Raw genomic sequence first — 16,726 nt, 5'->3', positions numbered from 1 at the left:
TGCCCGGCATGAACATGCCCGGCATGGGCGGCAAGCGCGACACGGGAGGGCGGTGATGGGACCCGCCTGTAACCAAACCCCGCCCGCCCCCGGACTAACCCACAAAGGGAACTCACGGATGACCTCGACCGGCATGCGCTCGATGGCCGAGACGGAGATGCCGCTTTTCGGGGTCGCGCGCTTCCGGAAGGCGCGATGAGGCACCCGTACATGATGAGGGCGGCGTCCCCGCCCGGGGGAGCGTCCGCCGGCGCGCGGCAAAGGCTGCCGGGCGCGCTCGTACGTCCTCGACCCCGGCTGCTCCTCGTGCTCTGCGCGGCGCTCCTCCTTTCATCCCCGGCCGTCGCTGCCGGGGATGGACCCGCGGGCGCGTCCGCCCCTGCCGCGCCGTCGTCCTCCGGCGATGCGGCTCACGCGGCGTCGGGTCAGGCCGGCTACCGGCGGATGCTCGCACGCGAGGCCGAAACGCGCGGATTGCCCCCGGCCATCGCCGATGCCGTCGCGTATGTGGAGAGCGGGTACGATGCCGGCGCGGTCGGTGGGGTCGGCGAGCTCGGACTGATGCAGGTCCGGCCGACAACCGCGGCCATGCTCGGTCACACGGGTACCGCCGGGGCCCTCCTCGATCCCGCGACCAACATCCGCTTCGGCGTGGCCTACCTCGCACAAGCTTGGAAGCTCGCGCAGGGCGATCTCTGCCGCACGCTGATGAAGTACAGGGCCGGCCATGGCGAGGAGCGGATGAGCCCGCGCTCCGCCACCTACTGCCAGCGGGTGCGGGTCCGCCTCGCCGCGGCCGACGCTTCGCTCGCCGGGACCGCCTTACCCTCCTTCCAGGAAGGCGTCCGCGGGATTCCCGCGGCACGCCTCACGGAGCGGGATCCCCGTTCGGCAATCGCGCGGCGCTTGTGGGCCGAGCATGCGGCCCGTGTCCGCGGCATCGGGGCGCGCATCGACCGCATCATGGGCGGCGGCTGAGAACCTGTCGGAGCAAGCCACTTGAACGTCCGTCCCAGCCCCGTCCCGCCCGCCGTCAAGTCGCGTGTCCGCCCCGCCGGCGGCGGCCGCATGGAGGTCTGAACCCATGGACCACGGTCACCACGTGCATCATGCCCACGGGCACCGTCGCGGCCACGGCGCGGCCTACGCGGCCGGGGAAGCCGCGACGGACCCCGTCTGCGGAATGCGGGTCGATCCTGCGGCTACGCCCCACCACGCCGAGCACGACCACGCGACCTACCACTTCTGCTCGGCGGGATGCCGCGCGAAGTTCGTGGCCGAGCCGGCACGCTACCTGACGGCTGACAAAGGGCCGCCGGAAACCCCTGCCGGCACGGTCTACACCTGCCCCATGCACCCGGAGATCCGCCGCGACCGACCGGGCAGCTGCCCGATCTGCGGGATGGCGCTGGAGCCGCTCACGCCGACGAGCGGCCCGGTCGAGAACGCCGAGCTCAAGGACATGAGCCGCCGCTTCTGGATCGGCCTCGTCCTGACCCTCCCCGTCTTCGCCCTGGAGATGGGGGGACATCTGACGGGCCTCGTCGACCGCCTCGGCCTGCAAACCTCGAACTGGGTCCAGTTGCTGCTCGCCTCGCCCGTCGTCCTCTGGGCGGGTTGGCCGTTCTTCGAGCGGGGCTGGCAGTCGCTGGTGAACCGCCGCCTCAACATGTTCACCCTCATCGCCCTCGGGACCGGCGCGGCCTACCTCTACAGCGTCGCCGCGACCGTGGCGCCGGGGCTCTTCCCCGAAGGCCTGCGCGGCCACGGCGGGGCGGTGCCGGCCTACTTCGAGGCCGCGGCGGTCATCACCGTCCTGGTGCTGCTCGGGCAGGTGCTGGAACTCGGGGCCCGCGAGCGCACCTCGGGCGCGATCCGGGCGCTGCTCGACCTCGCCCCACAGAAGGCCCTGCGTCTCGGGACGGAAGGGACCGACGAGGAGGTGCTCGTCTCGGCGGTGGCCGTCGGGGACCGCTTGCGCGTCCGGCCCGGCGAGAAGGTGCCGGTCGACGGCGAGGTCGTCGAGGGGCGCTCGGCCGTGGACGAGGCGATGATCAGCGGCGAGCCCATCCCCGTCGCGAAGGAACCCGGCTCCCTCGTGGTTGGCGGGAGCCTGAACACGACCGGGGGCTTCGTGATGCGCGCGACGCGTGTCGGGGCCGAGACCACCCTGGCCCGCATCGTCGCGATGGTCGCCGAGGCCCAGCGCTCGCGCGCGCCGGTCCAGCGACTGGTGGACGATGCGGCGGCCTGGTTCGTCCCCGTGGTCATCTCCGTCGCCGCCCTCGCCTTCGTTGCCTGGATGGCCTTCGGGCCGGAGCCACGCTTCACCTACGCCCTGCTCGCGGCCGTGGCGGTCCTCATCATCGCCTGCCCCTGCGCCCTCGGCCTGGCGACGCCGATGTCGATCATGGTCGGGGTCGGCCGCGGCGCCCAGGACGGGGTCCTGGTCAAGAGCGCCGAGGCCCTGGAGCGGTTGGAGAAGGTCGACACGCTCGTCATCGACAAGACGGGGACCCTGACCGAGGGCAAGCCCAAGGTCACCGCCGTGCTCCCGGCCCCCGGTTTCACGGACGCCGACGTGCTGCGCCTCGCCGCGGCGGTCGAACGCGCGAGCGAGCATCCCCTGGCCCTCGCCATCGTCCGGGCCGCGGAAGCGCGGGTCATCCCGGGCGCCGTGGCGTCCGACTTCGAGGCACCGACCGGCAAGGGGGCGCTCGGCACGGTCGAAGGACGGCGCGTGGCCATCGGCAACGGGCGTTTCCTGGAGGAGCAGGGGACGGACGTGACGCTCCTCCAGGCGCGGGCCGAGGAGGTGCGGAGCCGGGGCGCGACGGCGGTCCTCGTCGCCGTGGGCGGGAAGCCGGCCGGCGTCATCGCCATCCAAGACCCCGTCAAGACGAGCACGTTCGAGGCCCTGCGAAGGCTGCGGGGGGAAGGCTTGCGCATCGTCATGTTGACCGGCGACAGCCGGACGACGGCCGAGTTCGTCGCCAAGTCGCTGGGCATCGACGAGGTCGAGGCCGAGATCCTTCCCGACAGGAAGGCGGAGGTGGTCAGGACGCTCCAGGGCCAGGGCGCGGTCGTGGCGATGGCTGGTGACGGGGTCAACGACGCGCCGGCCCTCGCTGCCGCGGACGTCGGGATCGCGATGGGCGGCGGCACCGACGTGGCCATCGAGAGCGCGGGCGTGACGCTGCTTCGCGGAGACCTGGTCGGCATCGTCAGGGCCCGGCGCCTGTCCCGGGCAACGATGCGCAACATCCGCCAGAACCTGTTCTTCGCCTTCATCTACAACGCGCTGGGCGTGCCGGTCGCTGCCGGACTGCTCTACCCGTTCCTCGGCATCCTCCTCTCGCCGGTCATCGCGGCGGCCGCCATGGCGCTCTCGTCGGTGAGCGTGATCGGGAACGCCCTGCGCCTCCGCACGGCGCGGATCGGCTGAGCCAGGACCATGACATGCGCACCGCCCCCCTCCGCCGAGGGGCCAGTCCGATCCGTGTGCCGGAAGCCCCGCGGACGAATCCGGGGACGTGCTCCCCTCGCTCCTCCGAGCAACTGCATGAGCCCGTGGAGACGATGATCACGCACCCGCTCGCACTCGGCGTCGCGGACGCCCACCTCGCCGCGGTCGATACCGCCGTCCCGGACTTCGTCGAGGCCTTGTACCTCGTCGGCTCCGCCGCCATGGGCGATTTCCGTCCGTCCCTCAGCGACGTGGATTTCGTGGCGGTGACGCAGGCTCGTCCCGGGAACGGCGAGCTGGTCGCCCTCGCCGAGGCCCACGCCCGCCTGGCGCTTGAGCGACCGACCCCGGCGCTCGACGGCATCTACCTGACCTGGGACGACCTGCGGGACGGCCCCGTCGGCATCCCGGACGGCCCCTGCGTCCAGCGGGGACGGTTCTTCGCGTCCGGATGCCACGACCGGCATCCGCTCACCTGGAGCGTCCTGGGGACCAGCGCGGTCACCGTTCGCGGTCCGCTCTGCGCGGGCACCGGGCTCTGGCGCGGAGCGGCCCACCTGGAACGGTGGGCCCTCGCCGGCGTCGATGAATGCCGGGGCCGATGGCTCGGAACCGACACGGCGGACGAGGCGACGCTCCTCGCGGCGGACGGGGTCGAACGGGCCGTCCTCGGCATGTGCCGGCTCCACTACATCCTCGCGACAAGGGTCGTGCCCTCGAAGAGCGACGCCGGCTTGTACGGCTTGATCACCTTCCCGCCGGAGTGGCATCGCGTCATCGACGAGGCCCTGCGCATCCGCAGGGAGCCCGCGGCGGCCTGCCTCTACGAAACGCCCGGCGAGCGCCGCCGCGACGCGTTGGCCTTCGTCCGCGCCGTCGCCGACGACGCGCGCGCGTCGGGAACCGATGGGGGCGGTCCGCCGCCTGGCTGAGGGCGCCCGGCCTGCGGCACCCGGGAGCCGCCACCGCCGGGCTCCCGCGTAAGGCCGCCATCGCCCTTCCGAACCTGGACCTTGCGCCGAGCGCTCGAAGAGGCCGGTAAAGGGCCTTTGGTCCCGTGTCGGGCCTCGCCCCGCCGCGCGCGATCAGGGGGCCCGTGGGGGTGAAGGCCGCCGGGGCCATCGGAGGGGGGCCGATTGCCCGGTTGGCCCTGTCCCCTGCCCGCATAGAAGCCAGAGTCCGTCGCCAGGAGTACCCGTTGCTCACCCCGCCGATTATCCACGACCTCATCCACTGGACGTTGGGCCTCGACCACGCCCACGCCCACTGGTGGATCGACCTCGTCACCGTGGTGGTCCTCGTCGTGGCGCCTGCCTGGACCGCTTGGCTCGCGGCCCGGTCGGGCCTGCGCTGGGCCGCCGCCCGACGGGATCGTGTCCGCAAGGGGAGAGCGGTGCCCTCGTCCGCCGCGTCCACGGGCGCCGCGGGGCGGCCAGGTTCCCGTGAGACCGGCGCGGTGCCGCTGGAGGCCTACGTCGTGCGTGCGACGTCACGGCTGCAGGTCCGTCTCGTGCTCCTCTCCGTCCTGACGCTGCCGGCGGCCTGGCTCCTCCTTGAGATCCCCAAGCACATCATCAACCACGCCCTTGCCGATGACGCGGGCGACGGTCACCCGAAGATGGCCTTCCTCGGCCTCCATCTGGGCCGCGTCGAGCTGCTGTTCGCGCTGTGCGCCAGCTACCTGGCGGTGCTCACGCTCAGCGGCCTCGCCAAGTACGCGGTCAATCGGGTCCGCGGGCGCGTGAACGAGCGCCTCGTGCGCCGCCTCCGCCTCGCCATCGTCCGGCGCGCGCGCGGCGAGCGCTCCGCCAAACGGCGGGCCACGCTGGCCGCCGTCGCCGTCCAGGAGGTCGAGCCCATCGGCTACTTCGGCGGCAGCCTCGTGGTGGTGCCGCTCGTCCAGGGCGGCACGCTCGTGACCAGCATCGTCTTCCTCCTCCTGCAGAACGCCGCCCTGGCCCTCGCGGCCCTGATCATGCTGCCGGTCCAGCTGACGATCCTGCCGCGGTTGCAGCGGCGGTTGAACGCGAAGGTTCGGCAAAGGGTGCATGCCACCCGTGAGCTGGGGGCGCTGCTCACCGCTCCCGTGGTCGCGCGGCCGGCCGGCGGCGAAGCGTGCGAGCCCTCCGGCCTGGGCCGGCAGATGCGCCAAGCCCGGGGCCTTGAGCGGGTGCGCATCGAAATCAACGACCTGAAGGGTCGCCTCAAGGGCCTTTACAACTACACCGCGAACCTCACCCCGTTCTTCTTCTTCTCGATCGGCGGCTACCTCGTCGTGCAGGGGCGGCTCTCGCTCGGCGCGCTCGTCGCCGCCCTGGCCGCCTACAAGGAGATCGCCCCGGCCATGCGCGAGCTGTTCGACTTCGCCCAGGACTGGTCCGACGCGCGCGCACGCTTCGAGGAGGTCACCAAGGCCCTTGGGCCGGCCGGGCAAGAGCAACGCGCGACGGAGAGGCCGGTGCGCGACCGGACCGTTCGAGCGGCCTGAGCGGAGCCGGGAAGCGCCGGAGCCTCGCCGGGAGGAGGCGTCCGGCCCCGCCCGACGACGCGATCCCCCGGCCGCGGGTCCCCGAAGGCCGGCAACCCCCTCATCCTCCGGGACGCACCCGGCGCGACCGCGCCTACCGCAGCAGCGTCGAGCCGAGCTGTGCCAGGCCGCGCCCCAGGCCCGGCGCGATGCCGAAGCCCAGCGTTCCCGCCGTGCACAAGCCGAGCGCCCATGCGTAGCCGGCGCCGGATGCCGGCCGCTCGATACGTTCCGGTTCCCTGAAGTACGCCTCCGCGATGACGGCTGCGTAGTAGAAGAGCGCCACCGCCATGTTGGCGGCGGCCACCACGGCGAGCCAGGCGAAGCCCCCCTCGATGGCGGCCACGAGCAGGAAGACCTTGCCGGCGAAGCCCGCCAGCGGCGGGACGCCCGCGAGCGACAGGAGGGCGAGCGCCAGCGCCGCCGCCGGCCCCGGCGCCCGCCGTCCGAGGCCGCGGATCGCGGCGAATCCGTCGCTCCCGGTCATGCGCTCGACCTGCGCGACCACCGCGAACGCCGAGAGGTTCATCAGGAGATAGGCCACGAGGTAATAGCCTACGGCCGGCAGGGCCTCCGGGGCCCGCCCGGCCACCGCCACCGCCATCAGCACGTAGCCGGCCTGGGCGATGCTGGAATAGGCCAGCAGGCGCTTCAGGCTTGCCTGGCGGAGGGCCACCAAGTTGCCGAAGGTCATCGTCGCGGCGGCCAGGAGCGCGAGCACGGTGGGCCAGGCGGCGAGGCCGTTCGGCATCGCCGCCAGCAGGAATCGGAGGAGGCCGGCGAACGCGGCCACCTTCGGCACGACCGAGACGAAGCCCGAGGCGGGAGCCGTCCCTCCCTGGAAGACGTCCGGGGCCCAGACGTGGAAGGGCACCAGCGTCATCTCGAAGCCGTAGCCGACGAGGACCAGGCCGAAGGCCAGCGCCACCCAGGCCCGGTCGGCGCCGGCCAGCCCCGCACCGATGGCCCGCAGGTTCAGGCTGCCGGTGAGGCCGAACAGGAAGGTCAGGCCGTAGGCCATCACCGCCAGCGCGGCGGCGCCGTAGAGGAAGTACTTGAGTGTCGCCTCCTGGGCCGGCCCGTCGCTCCGCACGAGCAGGACGAGCAGATAGGAGGGGAAGCTCACCATCTGCAGGAACAGGACGATGAGGCCGAGGTCGGTGGCCGCCGTGAGCCCCATGCCGCCGACGGTCGCCATGAGCAGCGCGACCGGGTAGTGCGGTTCCTGCTCGCTCGCGCGGAAGTGGGAGCCGAGCGAGAGCAGGCTCACCAGGGCGCCGGCCTCGATCACCAGCTGGTAGAAGCCCCGGAACGGATCGACGGCGTAGGTGCCGCAGAAGGTCTCCCGCGGCGGGGCCGTCAGCATCGGCGCGGTCAGGCCCATCGCGACGAGCAGGGCGAGGAGCGCGACGGCGGCGGGCAGGCGGCGCCACCGGCCCCGGACCCAGCCGGCAACCGGGACCAGCGCGAGGGCGGTCCCGGCCAGCACCATCTCGGGCGCGACGGCGCCGAGATCCATGCAGCCGCCCATCGTCTGCCCACCGGTCATGGCAGGTGCGCCAGGGCTGCGGTCGTGCCGTCGAGCAGCGCGACGAGGACGGACGGCAGGACGCCGAGGCCGAGCGCCAGGACCGCGAGCGCCCCCGCCGAGCCCGCCTCGGCCGCCGTCAGGGGCGGCAGCGCCGGCATGTCGGGCGGCGCCCGACCCATCAGCAGGCCCGTCACGAGCCGGAGGTAGACCGCGGTCGTCACGACGAGCGCGAGGACGGCGAGCGCGGCGACCCAGGCGGAGAGCTGCAGGGCGGCGCCGATGGCCTGGAACTCAGCGATGAAGCCGGACAGGCCCGGGAGCCCGAGCGAGCCGAAGGCGAGCAGGCCGAACAGGCCGCTGAAGGCCGGCATCGAGCCGATCAGGCCGCCGAAGCGGGCGAGTTCCCGCGTGCCGGCGCGATGCTGGAGCATGCCCACCAAGAGGAACATGCCGCCGGTCAGGAAGCCGTGGCTGACCATCTGCACGGCGGCGCCGTTGAGCGCCAGCCGGCGGACGCCCTCGTTACCGGCCAGTGCCGCCACCGCGACGCCGAGCGTGACGAAGCCCATGTGGTTGACGGAGGTGTAGGCGACGAGCCGTTTCATGTCCGTCTGCGCCAGTGCCGCCAGGGCCCCGTAGAGGAGCGACGCCAGGGCCAGGGCGACCAGGAGCCAGCCGAACCGGGCGACCGTGTCCGGCAAGGTCGGCAGCAGCACGGCGAGCATGCCGTAGCCGCCCATCTTCAGTTGGAGGCCCGCCAGCACGACGCTGCCCTCGGTCGGTGCCTCGACATGCGCGTCGGGCAACCAGTTGTGCAGCGGCACGACCGGGAGCTTGACCCCGAACCCGAGGAGTAGCGCCAGGAAGACGAGGCCGCCCGCGAGCGGGGTCCGGTCCAGCGGCCTCGCCTGGACGATGGCCGGTAGCGAGAAGGTGTGGGGCTCCATGGCGAGATAGAGGGTGAGGAAGCCGAGCAGCATCGCGAGGCTGCCGGCGCGGGTGTAGAGGAAGAACTTGAGCGCCGCGTAACGCCGCCGCTCCCCGCCCCAGATGCCGACGATGAAGTACATCGGCACCAGGCCGACCTCGAAGAACAGGTAGAACAGCAGCAGGTCCTGCGCCGCGAACAGCCCGATCAGCCCGGTCGCGAGCAGGAGGAAGAGGAAGGCGTGGGCGTGTGCCCGGTCGTGCTCGCCCAGCACGTAGACCATCACCACCGTGAGCAGGATGGCGGTGAGCAGGATCAGCGCCAGGGAGAGACCCCCGACGCCGACGTCGTAGCTCGCCCCGAGCGACGGGATCCACGGGAGCGTCATCCGCCATTGCAGGCCGCCGGCCCCTGGATCGAAGCCGGCCCAGAGGACCACCGCCGCGCCCAGTGTCAGCACGGAACCGGCGAGGGCGACGCGGCGGACGAGGCCGGGACGGTGACGTGGCAGCGCCAGCACGGCGAGGCCCGTGAGGAGCGGCAGGAGGATGGTCGCGGTGAGCATCGGGTCCAGTCCCCTCAAGGCCAGAGCATCAGGGCGCCGGCGGCGAGCGCCGCCGCGGTCCAGGCGAACAGACCGAGCGTGTAGAGGTAGAGGCGACCGGCTTGGAGGGCGCGGAGCCGCTCGCCCCCGGCGGCGAGCCCGGCGGCGAGGCGGTCGCCGCCGCGCCCGAAGCCCCCTGCCTCGATGCGCCCGGCCCACCCGGCGGCCCGCCGGGAGCCGCCGGCGACCGCGCCGGCCCCGGCATCGAGCGCCCCCTCGGTGGCCGAAACCGTCCGGGCGAGCCACATCGCGCGGCGCGCCGGGGCCTCGGTGGCGGCTTCCAGCCCGGAGGCGAGCCGCGCGGGGAGCGCGCCGAGCGCGGGCGCACCGCTCCACCCCCTCGCCGCGCCGAGACCGAGCCCGAGGATTCCGGCGGCGAGGCCGAGACTGCGCCACCCGGCCTCCGTCTCGGGCGCGGCGGCGAAGGGCAGAGCGGCGCCGAACCGCCCGGCCAACAGCCAGCCGAGGCCGGCGGCGGCGAGCGCGAGCAAACCCATGCCGGTCCGCATCGCCCAGCGGGGCTTGCGCGGGCCGACCGTGCCGCGGCGCCTCCCGAGGAAGGTCGCGGCCCCCGCACGCCCGATGTAAATCCCGCCGAGCAGGACGAGCAGGACGACCAGGGACCCAGTCCCCGGGCCGTGCCGCGACGCGACCGCGAGGATTGCCTCCTCGCTCAGGAACCCGGACAGGGGCGGCACGCCGGCCAACGACAGGGCCGCGACCAGAAAGGCGGCGCCGGCGAACGGCAGCGCGCGAGCGAGGCCGCCGAGTCGACCGAGGGCGCGCGTGCCCGCCCGTTCCTGCACGATGCCCGCGGCGAGGAACAGGGTCGATTTGAAGGCGGCGTGCGCCGCGAGGTGGAAGGCGGCCGCGCGCGGGCCGCCCAGGCCGAGGGCCACCATCATCTCGCCGAGCTGCGAGCAGGTGGACCAGGCGAGCACCCGCTTCAGGTCCGCCTCGGCGGTCGCGATGAGGCCGGCGGCGAGCGCCGTCGCGGCCCCGATCCAGAAGAGGGTGTCGAGCGCGACGGGCGACGCCGCGAAAACCGGGTACAGGCGCAGCACGAGGAACACGCCGGCGGCCACCATCGTGGCGGAGTGCAGCAGGGCCGAGACCGGGGTTGGCCCGACCATCGCGTCGGGGAGCCAGCCGGAAAGCGGTAGCTGGGCGCTCTTGCCGACCGCGCCGGCCAGCATGAGGAGCGCCATGGCGGTGACCGTGCCGGGGGCGATCCGGCCCCCCTCGACGGCACCGACGAGGACGTCGACGTCCGTGGTCCCTACGGCGGCGAGCGCCAGGAGCCAGCCCAGCAGGAGGCCCACGTCGCCGATCCGGGTCATCAGGAACGCCTTGGCGGCGGCCTCGGCGGCGCCAGGCTCCGCATGGTCGAAGCCGATCAGGAGGAACGAGGCGAGCCCGACCAGTTCCCAGGCCGCGAACAGGAGCGCGAGGGAGTTCGACAGCACGAGCGCCAGCATGGCGCCAACGAACAGGCCGAGCTCGGCGAAGAAGCGGGGCCGGTCGTCCCTTCCGGCCATGTACCCGAGGCTGTAGAGGCCGACGCAGAACGCGACGCCCGCGACCACCGCCGCGACGAACCACGTGAGCGGCGTCGCCGCGAGCCCGACGGTCAGCCGATAGCCGCCGCTCTCGAACCAGGTCGCCGACAGGGCGGCATCGGACGGCAACGACGCGAGGCTGGCGAGCGACAGGGCGACGGCGCCCACGACGAGCCCCCCGCCGCCCCAGGGCAGGCGGCGACCGATGCCGAGGGCGGCCGTGGCCGCGAGGAGCGGCAGGAGCGGGATGGCGAGCAGGACGGTCATCGCTTCAGGTCGGCGTAGGCGTCGACCTCGGACGTCCGGCGCTGCCGGTACAGCAGCAGGACGAGGGCGAGCCCGATGGCCATCTCGACGGCGCCCACCGTGACGACCAGGATGGCGAGGATCTGCGCGGAATAGTCGCCCGGCGCGGTGAACCGCCAGAACGCGACGACGTTCAGACCGATGGCGTTGAGGAGCACTTCGACGCCCATCAGGATCATGACCGCCGAGCGCTGGGCGACCACGGTGTAGAGGCCGATGGCGAACAGAAGCGCGCCGACGACGAGGTAGGCGGTCAGCGGTACCGTCATCCGATATGTCCCCCGTTCCGGTGGTGGGCCTCTTGCTCGTCCGGGCGCTCCGCCACCCGATCCGGGGTCGCGAGCGGCGCGAGGCGGTCGTTCCGGATCGGCTCGGGCTTGGCGTCGACAGCGACCTTGGCGGCGCGCAAGGCGTCGTCCGGGTAGGCCGAGGGCCGGGCGAGCAGCACGGCGCCGAAGATGCCGATCAGGATCAGGAAGCCGGCGCCCTCGAAGGCGACCATGTACTTCTCCATGAGGAGATGCCCGACCCGGCGTGCCGAGTCCGCGTCCGGCACCGCCTCGGGCATCGCCGGCCAGGCCGGCCGCAAGACCAGCATCCCGACGAGCACGGCCCCGACGCAGAGGGCGAGCCAGGCCGCGACGGGGCGCACGGGCGTCACCATCGACATGTCCATGCCACCCATGTCCATGCCGCCATGACCGCCCCCGTGCGCGTGGTCGTGCCCGTGGGAAGCCTGTCCGTGTTGGTGGGCCGCGCGCTCGCCGTGCCCGCCCTGGGCCTCGTGCGGCATGGCTTTCGCCGCCCCGTCGTGCGCGTGGGCGTGGTCGCCGCTCGCCGCGCCGCCGTGCCGGGGCCGGTGGCCGCCGGAGTGGCCCTCGTGGTGTCCGGTGGCGGCGGCTTGGTCGCCGGCTTCGCCCTGCCGGTGGCCGTCCTGCCCGACCTCCGCGGGCTGGCGCGGGACGAGCCCCTTGCTGAACCAGCGCTCCAGCGGGGCCATGTCCATGCCAGCCATCATCGCCCCGCCCGGGTCGTGCATGACCAGCACCATGAACAGGATCATGACGAGGAAGCCGCCGATGTACATCATGACCTGGAGCAGCCCGATCAGGTCGGCGGACAGCAGGATGAACAGGCCGGCGACCCCGATGAAGGAGGCCATCAGGAAGATGCCCGAGCGGAACATGCTCATGGTCGTGGTCATGCCGAGCGCGCCCGCGACCGCGACGAAGGCGCAGACCAAAAAGGCGGTGAGCTCGAAGGCGGCGGTCATGCCCGTGGTCCCACGCCGAGAAGGATCAGGCCGCCGACGAGGAGCACGTTGACGAGACCCGCCGGGATCAGGACCTTCCAGGACAGCGCCAGCATCCCGGCCGTCGAGAACGGCCGGACGCAGCGTCCGAGCCCCAGCATCAGCGCCATCAGGGCGTAGGTCTTGGCCAGCATCCAGGCCCAGCCCGGCAGCCACGGCCCGGACGGCCCCCCGAGGTAGAGCACCGCCCCGACCGCCGCGACGACGAAGAGCACGCCGGCGAGGGCGACCCGCCACAGGAGGCCGGACCAGCCCCCGGCCGCGCCGAGCACGCCGCCGCCGATGGATCCGGCGAACGGCTCCAGGAACGGGGCGCGGTAGGACTGCATCAGCCCCGTGACGAGGTAGAGGAGGAAGCCCGTGGGCTGCAGGACGACGAACCACAGGTCTCGCTGCGCCTCGACGACGGCGACCGTCGACAAGGAGCGTGCCATCATGACCACGCCGACATAGGCCAGGCCGAGCGGCACCACGTAGGCGACGAGTTGGGCCACGATGCGGTAGCAGGCCTCCACGGCGTCGGGCGTGTTCGCGCCCCAGCCGGCGAGCGCCAGGCCAAGTACGACGAAGTCGACGACGACGATGACGTAGAAGAGGCCGACGCCGAGATCCCGGCCGATCAGACCCGGCCCGAACGGGATGACCACCATGGCAAGCGCGACCCCGCCGAGCGCCACCGCCGGCCCGGCCGGCAGCAGCCAGCGGTCGGCGTTGGGCAGGTCCAGGCCGCGCCTGAGGTCGACGTCGCGCGCCGGCCCGGCCTCCAGGCCCCGCCGCGAGAAGAGGCGCTCGACCGCAAGGGTCAGGGCGGCGCCTCCGAGGAGCGCAGCCAGCACCGCCGCGGCGCTCGCCACTACTCCCATCGCAGGCCGCCCATGCCCCAGGCGTAGGCGATGCCCGCCGAGAGGAGCGCGATGAACACCAGCATGTCCAGGAACGCGGTCACGCCGATATCGGCGAAGACGATCGCCCAGGGATACATGAAGATCATCTCCATATCGAAGGCGAGGAAGATCAGCGCGTATACGGCGTAACCGAAGCGGAACTGCGCCCAGGCCTGGGGTGCACGGCTCGTCCGCCTCGGGACCCGCGCGAATGCCGCCGCGGCCAGCAGCGCGAGGCCGGCGGTCATCAGCAGCACCAGCGCCACGAACGCGTAGTCGCTCACGGTCGACCCCGGCAGCGGTTCCATCCTTGCTCCTCCCCTCCCTCGACGGGCTTCGCTCGCCAGGCCCGGGCCACGGGACCGCACCGCCCCTGCGCCTGGAACCGATGTCGCGACGGCGGGATACGCCCCGGCCTTCCTCAATCTTCCTTGAACGCCCGCCGGACCTGATCGTTGAGGGGCTTCGTCAGGTAGGAGAGCACCGTCCGCTCGCCCGTCTGGATGAAAACCTCGGCCGGCATGCCCGGCACGAGCTTGATCCCCTTGAGCCGCGCGACGTGGTCCGGTTCCGGCTTGACGTGGACCTTGAAGAAGCTCGTGCCCGTCTTCTCGTCCGTGATCTGGTCGGCGGCGACGAGGCTGACCGTGCCCTCGATCTCCGGGGTGGTCCGCTGGTTGAACGCGGTCAGGCGCAGCACGGCCTTTTGTCCGAGCCGGACCTGGTCGATGTCCTTCGGGGCGACCTTCGCCTCGATCACGAGCGTGTCCGCCCTCGGGACGATCAGCATGATGGGTTCGCCCGGGCTGACCACCCCGCCGATGGTGTGGACGGCGAGTTGATGGACCATGCCGTCCTGCGGGGCCCGGATGTCGATGCGCTTGAGCTGGTCCTCGGCCGCGACCCGCTTCTCGACGAGCTCGGCGATCTTGCCCTGCACCTCGCTCAACTCCTTCGCCACCTCGCTGCGCAGGTCCTGGTCGACCTGGATCACCTGGAGCTCGGTTTCGGAGATCTTTCCCTTCGCCTGCGCGACGGAGGCGACGAGCTGCCCGTGCTCGCCCTCCAGGCGGGCGGCGTCGCGCTCCAGGGCGGTCACGCGCTGGATGGGGACCAGGTTTCTTGCGCCAGAGGTCGCGCACGCCTTCGAGCTCGCGGTTGATCAACTCGGTCTCGCGCCGCTTGCCGGCGATCTGGCCCGTCAGGCCCTGGATCTCCTCCCGGAGCTGGCCGGTCCTCTCCTTCAGCTGCGCCTTCTGGCCCGCGCGGGCGTCCCGGCGCAGCTCGAACAGCCGGGTCTCGCCTGCCATCACCCTCCCCGCCTCCGGGTCGCCTTGGGCGCGGCCCCGGAGGACGGCCGCGAACGAGACCCGGGGGGCGCCGTCGCGTTCCGCCTCCAGGCGGCCCTGGCGCGCGGTCAGCTCGGCCAGGCTCTTGTCGACGACGGCGAGGTTGGCGCGGGTCACGGTCTCGTCCAGCCGCATGACGACCTGGCCGGCGCGCACGAGGTCGCCGTCCCGGACCCGCAACTCGCCCACCACGCCTCCGGTGGGGTGCTGCACCTTCTTGACGAAGGAATCGACGACGAGCGTCCCCGGTGCCACGACAGCGCCGGCGAGCTCGGTGGTGGCCGCCCACCCCCCGAGGCCGACGGTGAGCAGGGCGGCGGCCGCCAGGCTCAGGACGAGGTGGCGCCGGACGGAGCGGCGGATGTCCCAAGGGCGCTGCGCGCTCATGCCCGCGCTCCTTCTGACAGGGCCCCTTCGGCGTCGGCGACCACGCGCAGCGGCACCGGTCTCTCGGATGGCGGGCGCTCCTTGCCCTCGACCCGAGGCAGCCGGGCGCTCGCGGCCGCGGCCGGGCGCTTCAGGGCGGACAGGACCTCATCCTTGGGCCCGAAGGCGCGGACCCGGCCGTCCGCCATGAACAGCACGCGATTGACCGCCGCGAGGGCGCTCGGGCGGTGGGCTACGATGATCACGGTGCCGCCGCGGGCGCGCACGTCCCGAATCGCGCGGTTCAGGGCGTCCTCGCCCTCCGCGTCGAGGTTGGAGTTCGGCTCGTCGAGGACGACGACGAACGGCTCGCCGTAGAGGGCGCGCGCCAGCGCGATGCGCTGGCGCTGCCCTCCCGACAGGGCGGCCCCGCCTTCGCCGATGGGCGTGTCGTAGCCCCTCGGCAAGGAGCACACGAGGTCGTGGACGCCGGCGGCGCGTGCGGCGGCGACGATGGCCTCGGAGGGCGCGTCCGGGTCGAAGCGCGCGATGTTCTGCGCCACCGTGCCGGCGAAGAGTTCGACGTCCTGCGGCAGGTAGCCGATGTGCCGGCCCAGCACCTCCGGCGGCCACTGGTCGAGGGTGGCGCCGTCGAGCCGGACGCAGCCGCGGAGCGGCGCCCAGATCCCGACCAGGGCACGGATGAGCGAGGACTTGCCGGAGCCGCTGGCACCGATGACGCCGAGCCCCTCGCCGGCCCGCAGCGAGAAGGTGGCGTCTTCGACGAGGGCATGTTCGAGCCCGGGGGCCGTGACCGTCACGGCCTCGACCCGGACGCTCTCGCAGGGGGGCGGCAGGGCGACGCTCAACCGCTCGCTCGGGAACGAGGCGAGGAAGGCCTTGAGGCGCCCCCAGCCCTGTCGGGCCGCCACGAGCGATTTCCAGTGCGCCACCGCCAGCTCCACCGGGGCCAGGGCCCGGGCGACCAGGATCGAGCTCGCGATCATGATGCCGCCCGTCGCCTCGCCCGCGATCACGAGGTAGGCGCCGACGCCGAGCACCAGGGATTGCAGGGTAAGGCGCAGCACCTTGGCCAGGGCCCCGAACCCGCCGGCGACGTCCGATATGCGCCGCTGGGCCACGAGGTTGCGCTCGCTCGCCTCGGCCCAGATGTCGCCCGTGCGCGGGGCCATACCCATTGCCCGCAGAACCTCGGCATTGCGCCGGCCGGCCTCTGCCAGGGTGTAGCGCTGTCCGGCCGCTGCGGCCGCTGCCCGCGACGGACGGCGGGTCAGGAGGTCCGTGACGAGGGTGATGGAGACGAGAAGCAGCGCACCCCCCAGCACCGCCGCGCCGATCCAGGGGTGGAAGGCGAAGCAGAGCAGCAGGTAGAGGGGGATCCAGGGCAGGTCGAACAGGGCGGCCGGCCCCGGGCTCGACAGGAAGGTGCGAACCTGGTCGAGGTCGCGCAGCGGCTGCAGTCCGTCGCCGTGACGCGAGGCGACGAGCGGGGCCTGCACCACGGCGTCGTAGGTGCGGCGCCCGAACGCCCGGTCCACGGACGCGCCGATCCGGACGAGGAGGCGGTTGCGCAGCACGTCGAACAGGCCCTGGAAGCCGTAGAGGACGAGAACGATGGCGGCGAGCCCGAGCAGCGTGGGCACGCTGCGGCTCGGCAGCACCCGGTCGTACACCTCCAGCATGAACAGCGAGCCGGTGAGATAGAGCAGGTTCACCAGGGCGCTCAGCAAGCCGACGCCGAGGAGCGCGCCCCCGATGCCGGGACGCACCTCGGCCGTCGTGGAAGACGGTTCGTCATCGTTGGCCGCCACGGCGTTGTTCGCGAGCGCGGTTGGCTGCATGTCGTTCTGCCTCATGCGAGGGGGCTGGCGCG

General features: G+C 72.9%; 12 protein-coding genes and 1 pseudogene. 4 read left to right on the top strand and 9 right to left on the bottom strand.

Annotated elements, in window-relative coordinates; genetic code table 11:
* Window positions 1–444: 444 nt before the first annotated feature.
* The 4 genes from ACP56T_RS19365 to ACP56T_RS19350 all read left to right on the top strand — a co-directional run bounded on the left by ACP56T_RS19365 (window position 445) and on the right by ACP56T_RS19350 (window position 5,954).
* A complete protein-coding gene (locus ACP56T_RS19365; protein WP_238231838.1) occupies window positions 445–978 on the top strand; it encodes a lytic transglycosylase domain-containing protein in 534 nt (177 codons plus the stop codon).
* 106 nt (window positions 979–1,084) lie between these two features.
* Complete coding sequence (locus ACP56T_RS19360; protein WP_063110944.1) at window positions 1,085–3,445, top strand: heavy metal translocating P-type ATPase; 2,361 nt, start codon at window positions 1,085–1,087, stop codon at window positions 3,443–3,445.
* Window positions 3,446–3,579: 134 nt separating this feature from the next.
* The gene (locus ACP56T_RS19355) at window positions 3,580–4,398 is read left to right on the top strand and encodes a nucleotidyltransferase domain-containing protein (protein WP_012454435.1); all 819 of its coding nucleotides are present in this window, start codon (window positions 3,580–3,582) and stop codon (window positions 4,396–4,398) included.
* Window positions 4,399–4,664: 266 nt separating this feature from the next.
* Window positions 4,665–5,954, top strand: coding sequence for an ABC transporter ATP-binding protein (locus tag ACP56T_RS19350; protein WP_430913790.1), 1,290 nt, complete (start codon window positions 4,665–4,667; stop codon window positions 5,952–5,954).
* 133 nt (window positions 5,955–6,087) lie between these two features.
* Here the strand turns inward: ACP56T_RS19350 and ACP56T_RS19345 are convergent, their stop codons facing one another.
* The 9 genes and pseudogenes from ACP56T_RS19345 to ACP56T_RS19305 all read right to left on the bottom strand — a co-directional run bounded on the left by ACP56T_RS19345 (window position 6,088) and on the right by ACP56T_RS19305 (window position 16,694).
* Window positions 6,088–7,542, bottom strand: a complete 1,455-nt coding sequence (locus ACP56T_RS19345) for an NADH-quinone oxidoreductase subunit N (protein WP_430913789.1) — start codon at window positions 7,540–7,542, stop codon at window positions 6,088–6,090.
* On the bottom strand, window positions 7,539–9,017 hold the full coding sequence (locus tag ACP56T_RS19340) for a complex I subunit 4 family protein (protein WP_012454432.1): 1,479 nt from the start codon (window positions 9,015–9,017) through the stop codon (window positions 7,539–7,541). Before ACP56T_RS19340 ends, ACP56T_RS19345 begins: the two co-directional genes overlap by 4 nt.
* Window positions 9,018–9,031: 14 nt before the next feature.
* The gene (locus ACP56T_RS19335; RefSeq protein ID WP_241101796.1) at window positions 9,032–10,882 is read right to left on the bottom strand and encodes an NADH-quinone oxidoreductase subunit 5 family protein; all 1,851 of its coding nucleotides are present in this window, start codon (window positions 10,880–10,882) and stop codon (window positions 9,032–9,034) included.
* A complete protein-coding gene (nuoK, locus tag ACP56T_RS19330; RefSeq protein ID WP_012454430.1) occupies window positions 10,879–11,190 on the bottom strand; it encodes an NADH-quinone oxidoreductase subunit NuoK in 312 nt (103 codons plus the stop codon). The genes ACP56T_RS19335 and nuoK overlap by 4 nt, the downstream gene beginning before the upstream one ends.
* Entirely contained in the window at window positions 11,187–12,194 is a 1,008-nt protein-coding gene (locus ACP56T_RS19325; RefSeq protein WP_241101795.1) for an NADH-quinone oxidoreductase subunit J family protein, read from the bottom strand. Before ACP56T_RS19325 ends, nuoK begins: the two co-directional genes overlap by 4 nt.
* Complete coding sequence (locus ACP56T_RS19320) at window positions 12,191–13,096, bottom strand: complex I subunit 1 family protein (RefSeq protein ID WP_241101794.1); 906 nt, start codon at window positions 13,094–13,096, stop codon at window positions 12,191–12,193. The genes ACP56T_RS19325 and ACP56T_RS19320 overlap by 4 nt, the downstream gene beginning before the upstream one ends.
* On the bottom strand, window positions 13,087–13,425 hold the full coding sequence (locus tag ACP56T_RS19315) for an NADH-quinone oxidoreductase subunit A (protein ID WP_241101793.1): 339 nt from the start codon (window positions 13,423–13,425) through the stop codon (window positions 13,087–13,089). Before ACP56T_RS19315 ends, ACP56T_RS19320 begins: the two co-directional genes overlap by 10 nt.
* A gap of 113 nt (window positions 13,426–13,538) precedes the next feature.
* Window positions 13,539–14,853, bottom strand: a pseudogene (locus ACP56T_RS19310) (HlyD family type I secretion periplasmic adaptor subunit).
* Window positions 14,850–16,694 (bottom strand): type I secretion system permease/ATPase, encoded by a 1,845-nt coding sequence (locus tag ACP56T_RS19305; protein WP_066919349.1) that lies wholly within the window; start codon window positions 16,692–16,694, stop codon window positions 14,850–14,852. The pseudogene ACP56T_RS19310 and the gene ACP56T_RS19305 overlap by 4 nt, the downstream one beginning before the upstream one ends.
* Between the last annotated feature and the right edge of the window lie 32 nt (window positions 16,695–16,726).

Origin of the sequence: Methylobacterium endophyticum (assembly GCF_050591105.1) — a bacterium.
In the GTDB taxonomy this organism is placed as follows: domain Bacteria; phylum Pseudomonadota; class Alphaproteobacteria; order Rhizobiales; family Beijerinckiaceae; genus Methylobacterium.
The sequence above is the reverse complement of the archived record's forward strand: the minus strand, read 5'-3'. Positions and strand labels throughout refer to the sequence as shown.

Coding starts and splice junctions, on each gene's coding strand:
- ACP56T_RS19365 (WP_238231838.1), top strand. CDS start 445: ATGCTCGCACGCGAGGCCGAAACGCGCGGATTGCCCCCGGCCATCGCC.
- ACP56T_RS19360 (WP_063110944.1), top strand. CDS start 1,085: ATGGACCACGGTCACCACGTGCATCATGCCCACGGGCACCGTCGCGGC.
- ACP56T_RS19355 (WP_012454435.1), top strand. CDS start 3,580: ATGATCACGCACCCGCTCGCACTCGGCGTCGCGGACGCCCACCTCGCC.
- ACP56T_RS19345 (WP_430913789.1), bottom strand. CDS start 7,542: ATGACCGGTGGGCAGACGATGGGCGGCTGCATGGATCTCGGCGCCGTC.
- ACP56T_RS19340 (WP_012454432.1), bottom strand. CDS start 9,017: ATGCTCACCGCGACCATCCTCCTGCCGCTCCTCACGGGCCTCGCCGTG.
- ACP56T_RS19335 (WP_241101796.1), bottom strand. CDS start 10,882: ATGACCGTCCTGCTCGCCATCCCGCTCCTGCCGCTCCTCGCGGCCACG.
- nuoK (WP_012454430.1), bottom strand. CDS start 11,190: ATGACGGTACCGCTGACCGCCTACCTCGTCGTCGGCGCGCTTCTGTTC.
- ACP56T_RS19325 (WP_241101795.1), bottom strand. CDS start 12,194: ATGACCGCCGCCTTCGAGCTCACCGCCTTTTTGGTCTGCGCCTTCGTC.
- ACP56T_RS19320 (WP_241101794.1), bottom strand. CDS start 13,096: ATGGGAGTAGTGGCGAGCGCCGCGGCGGTGCTGGCTGCGCTCCTCGGA.
- ACP56T_RS19315 (WP_241101793.1), bottom strand. CDS start 13,425: ATGGAACCGCTGCCGGGGTCGACCGTGAGCGACTACGCGTTCGTGGCG.
- ACP56T_RS19305 (WP_066919349.1), bottom strand. CDS start 16,694: ATGCAGCCAACCGCGCTCGCGAACAACGCCGTGGCGGCCAACGATGAC.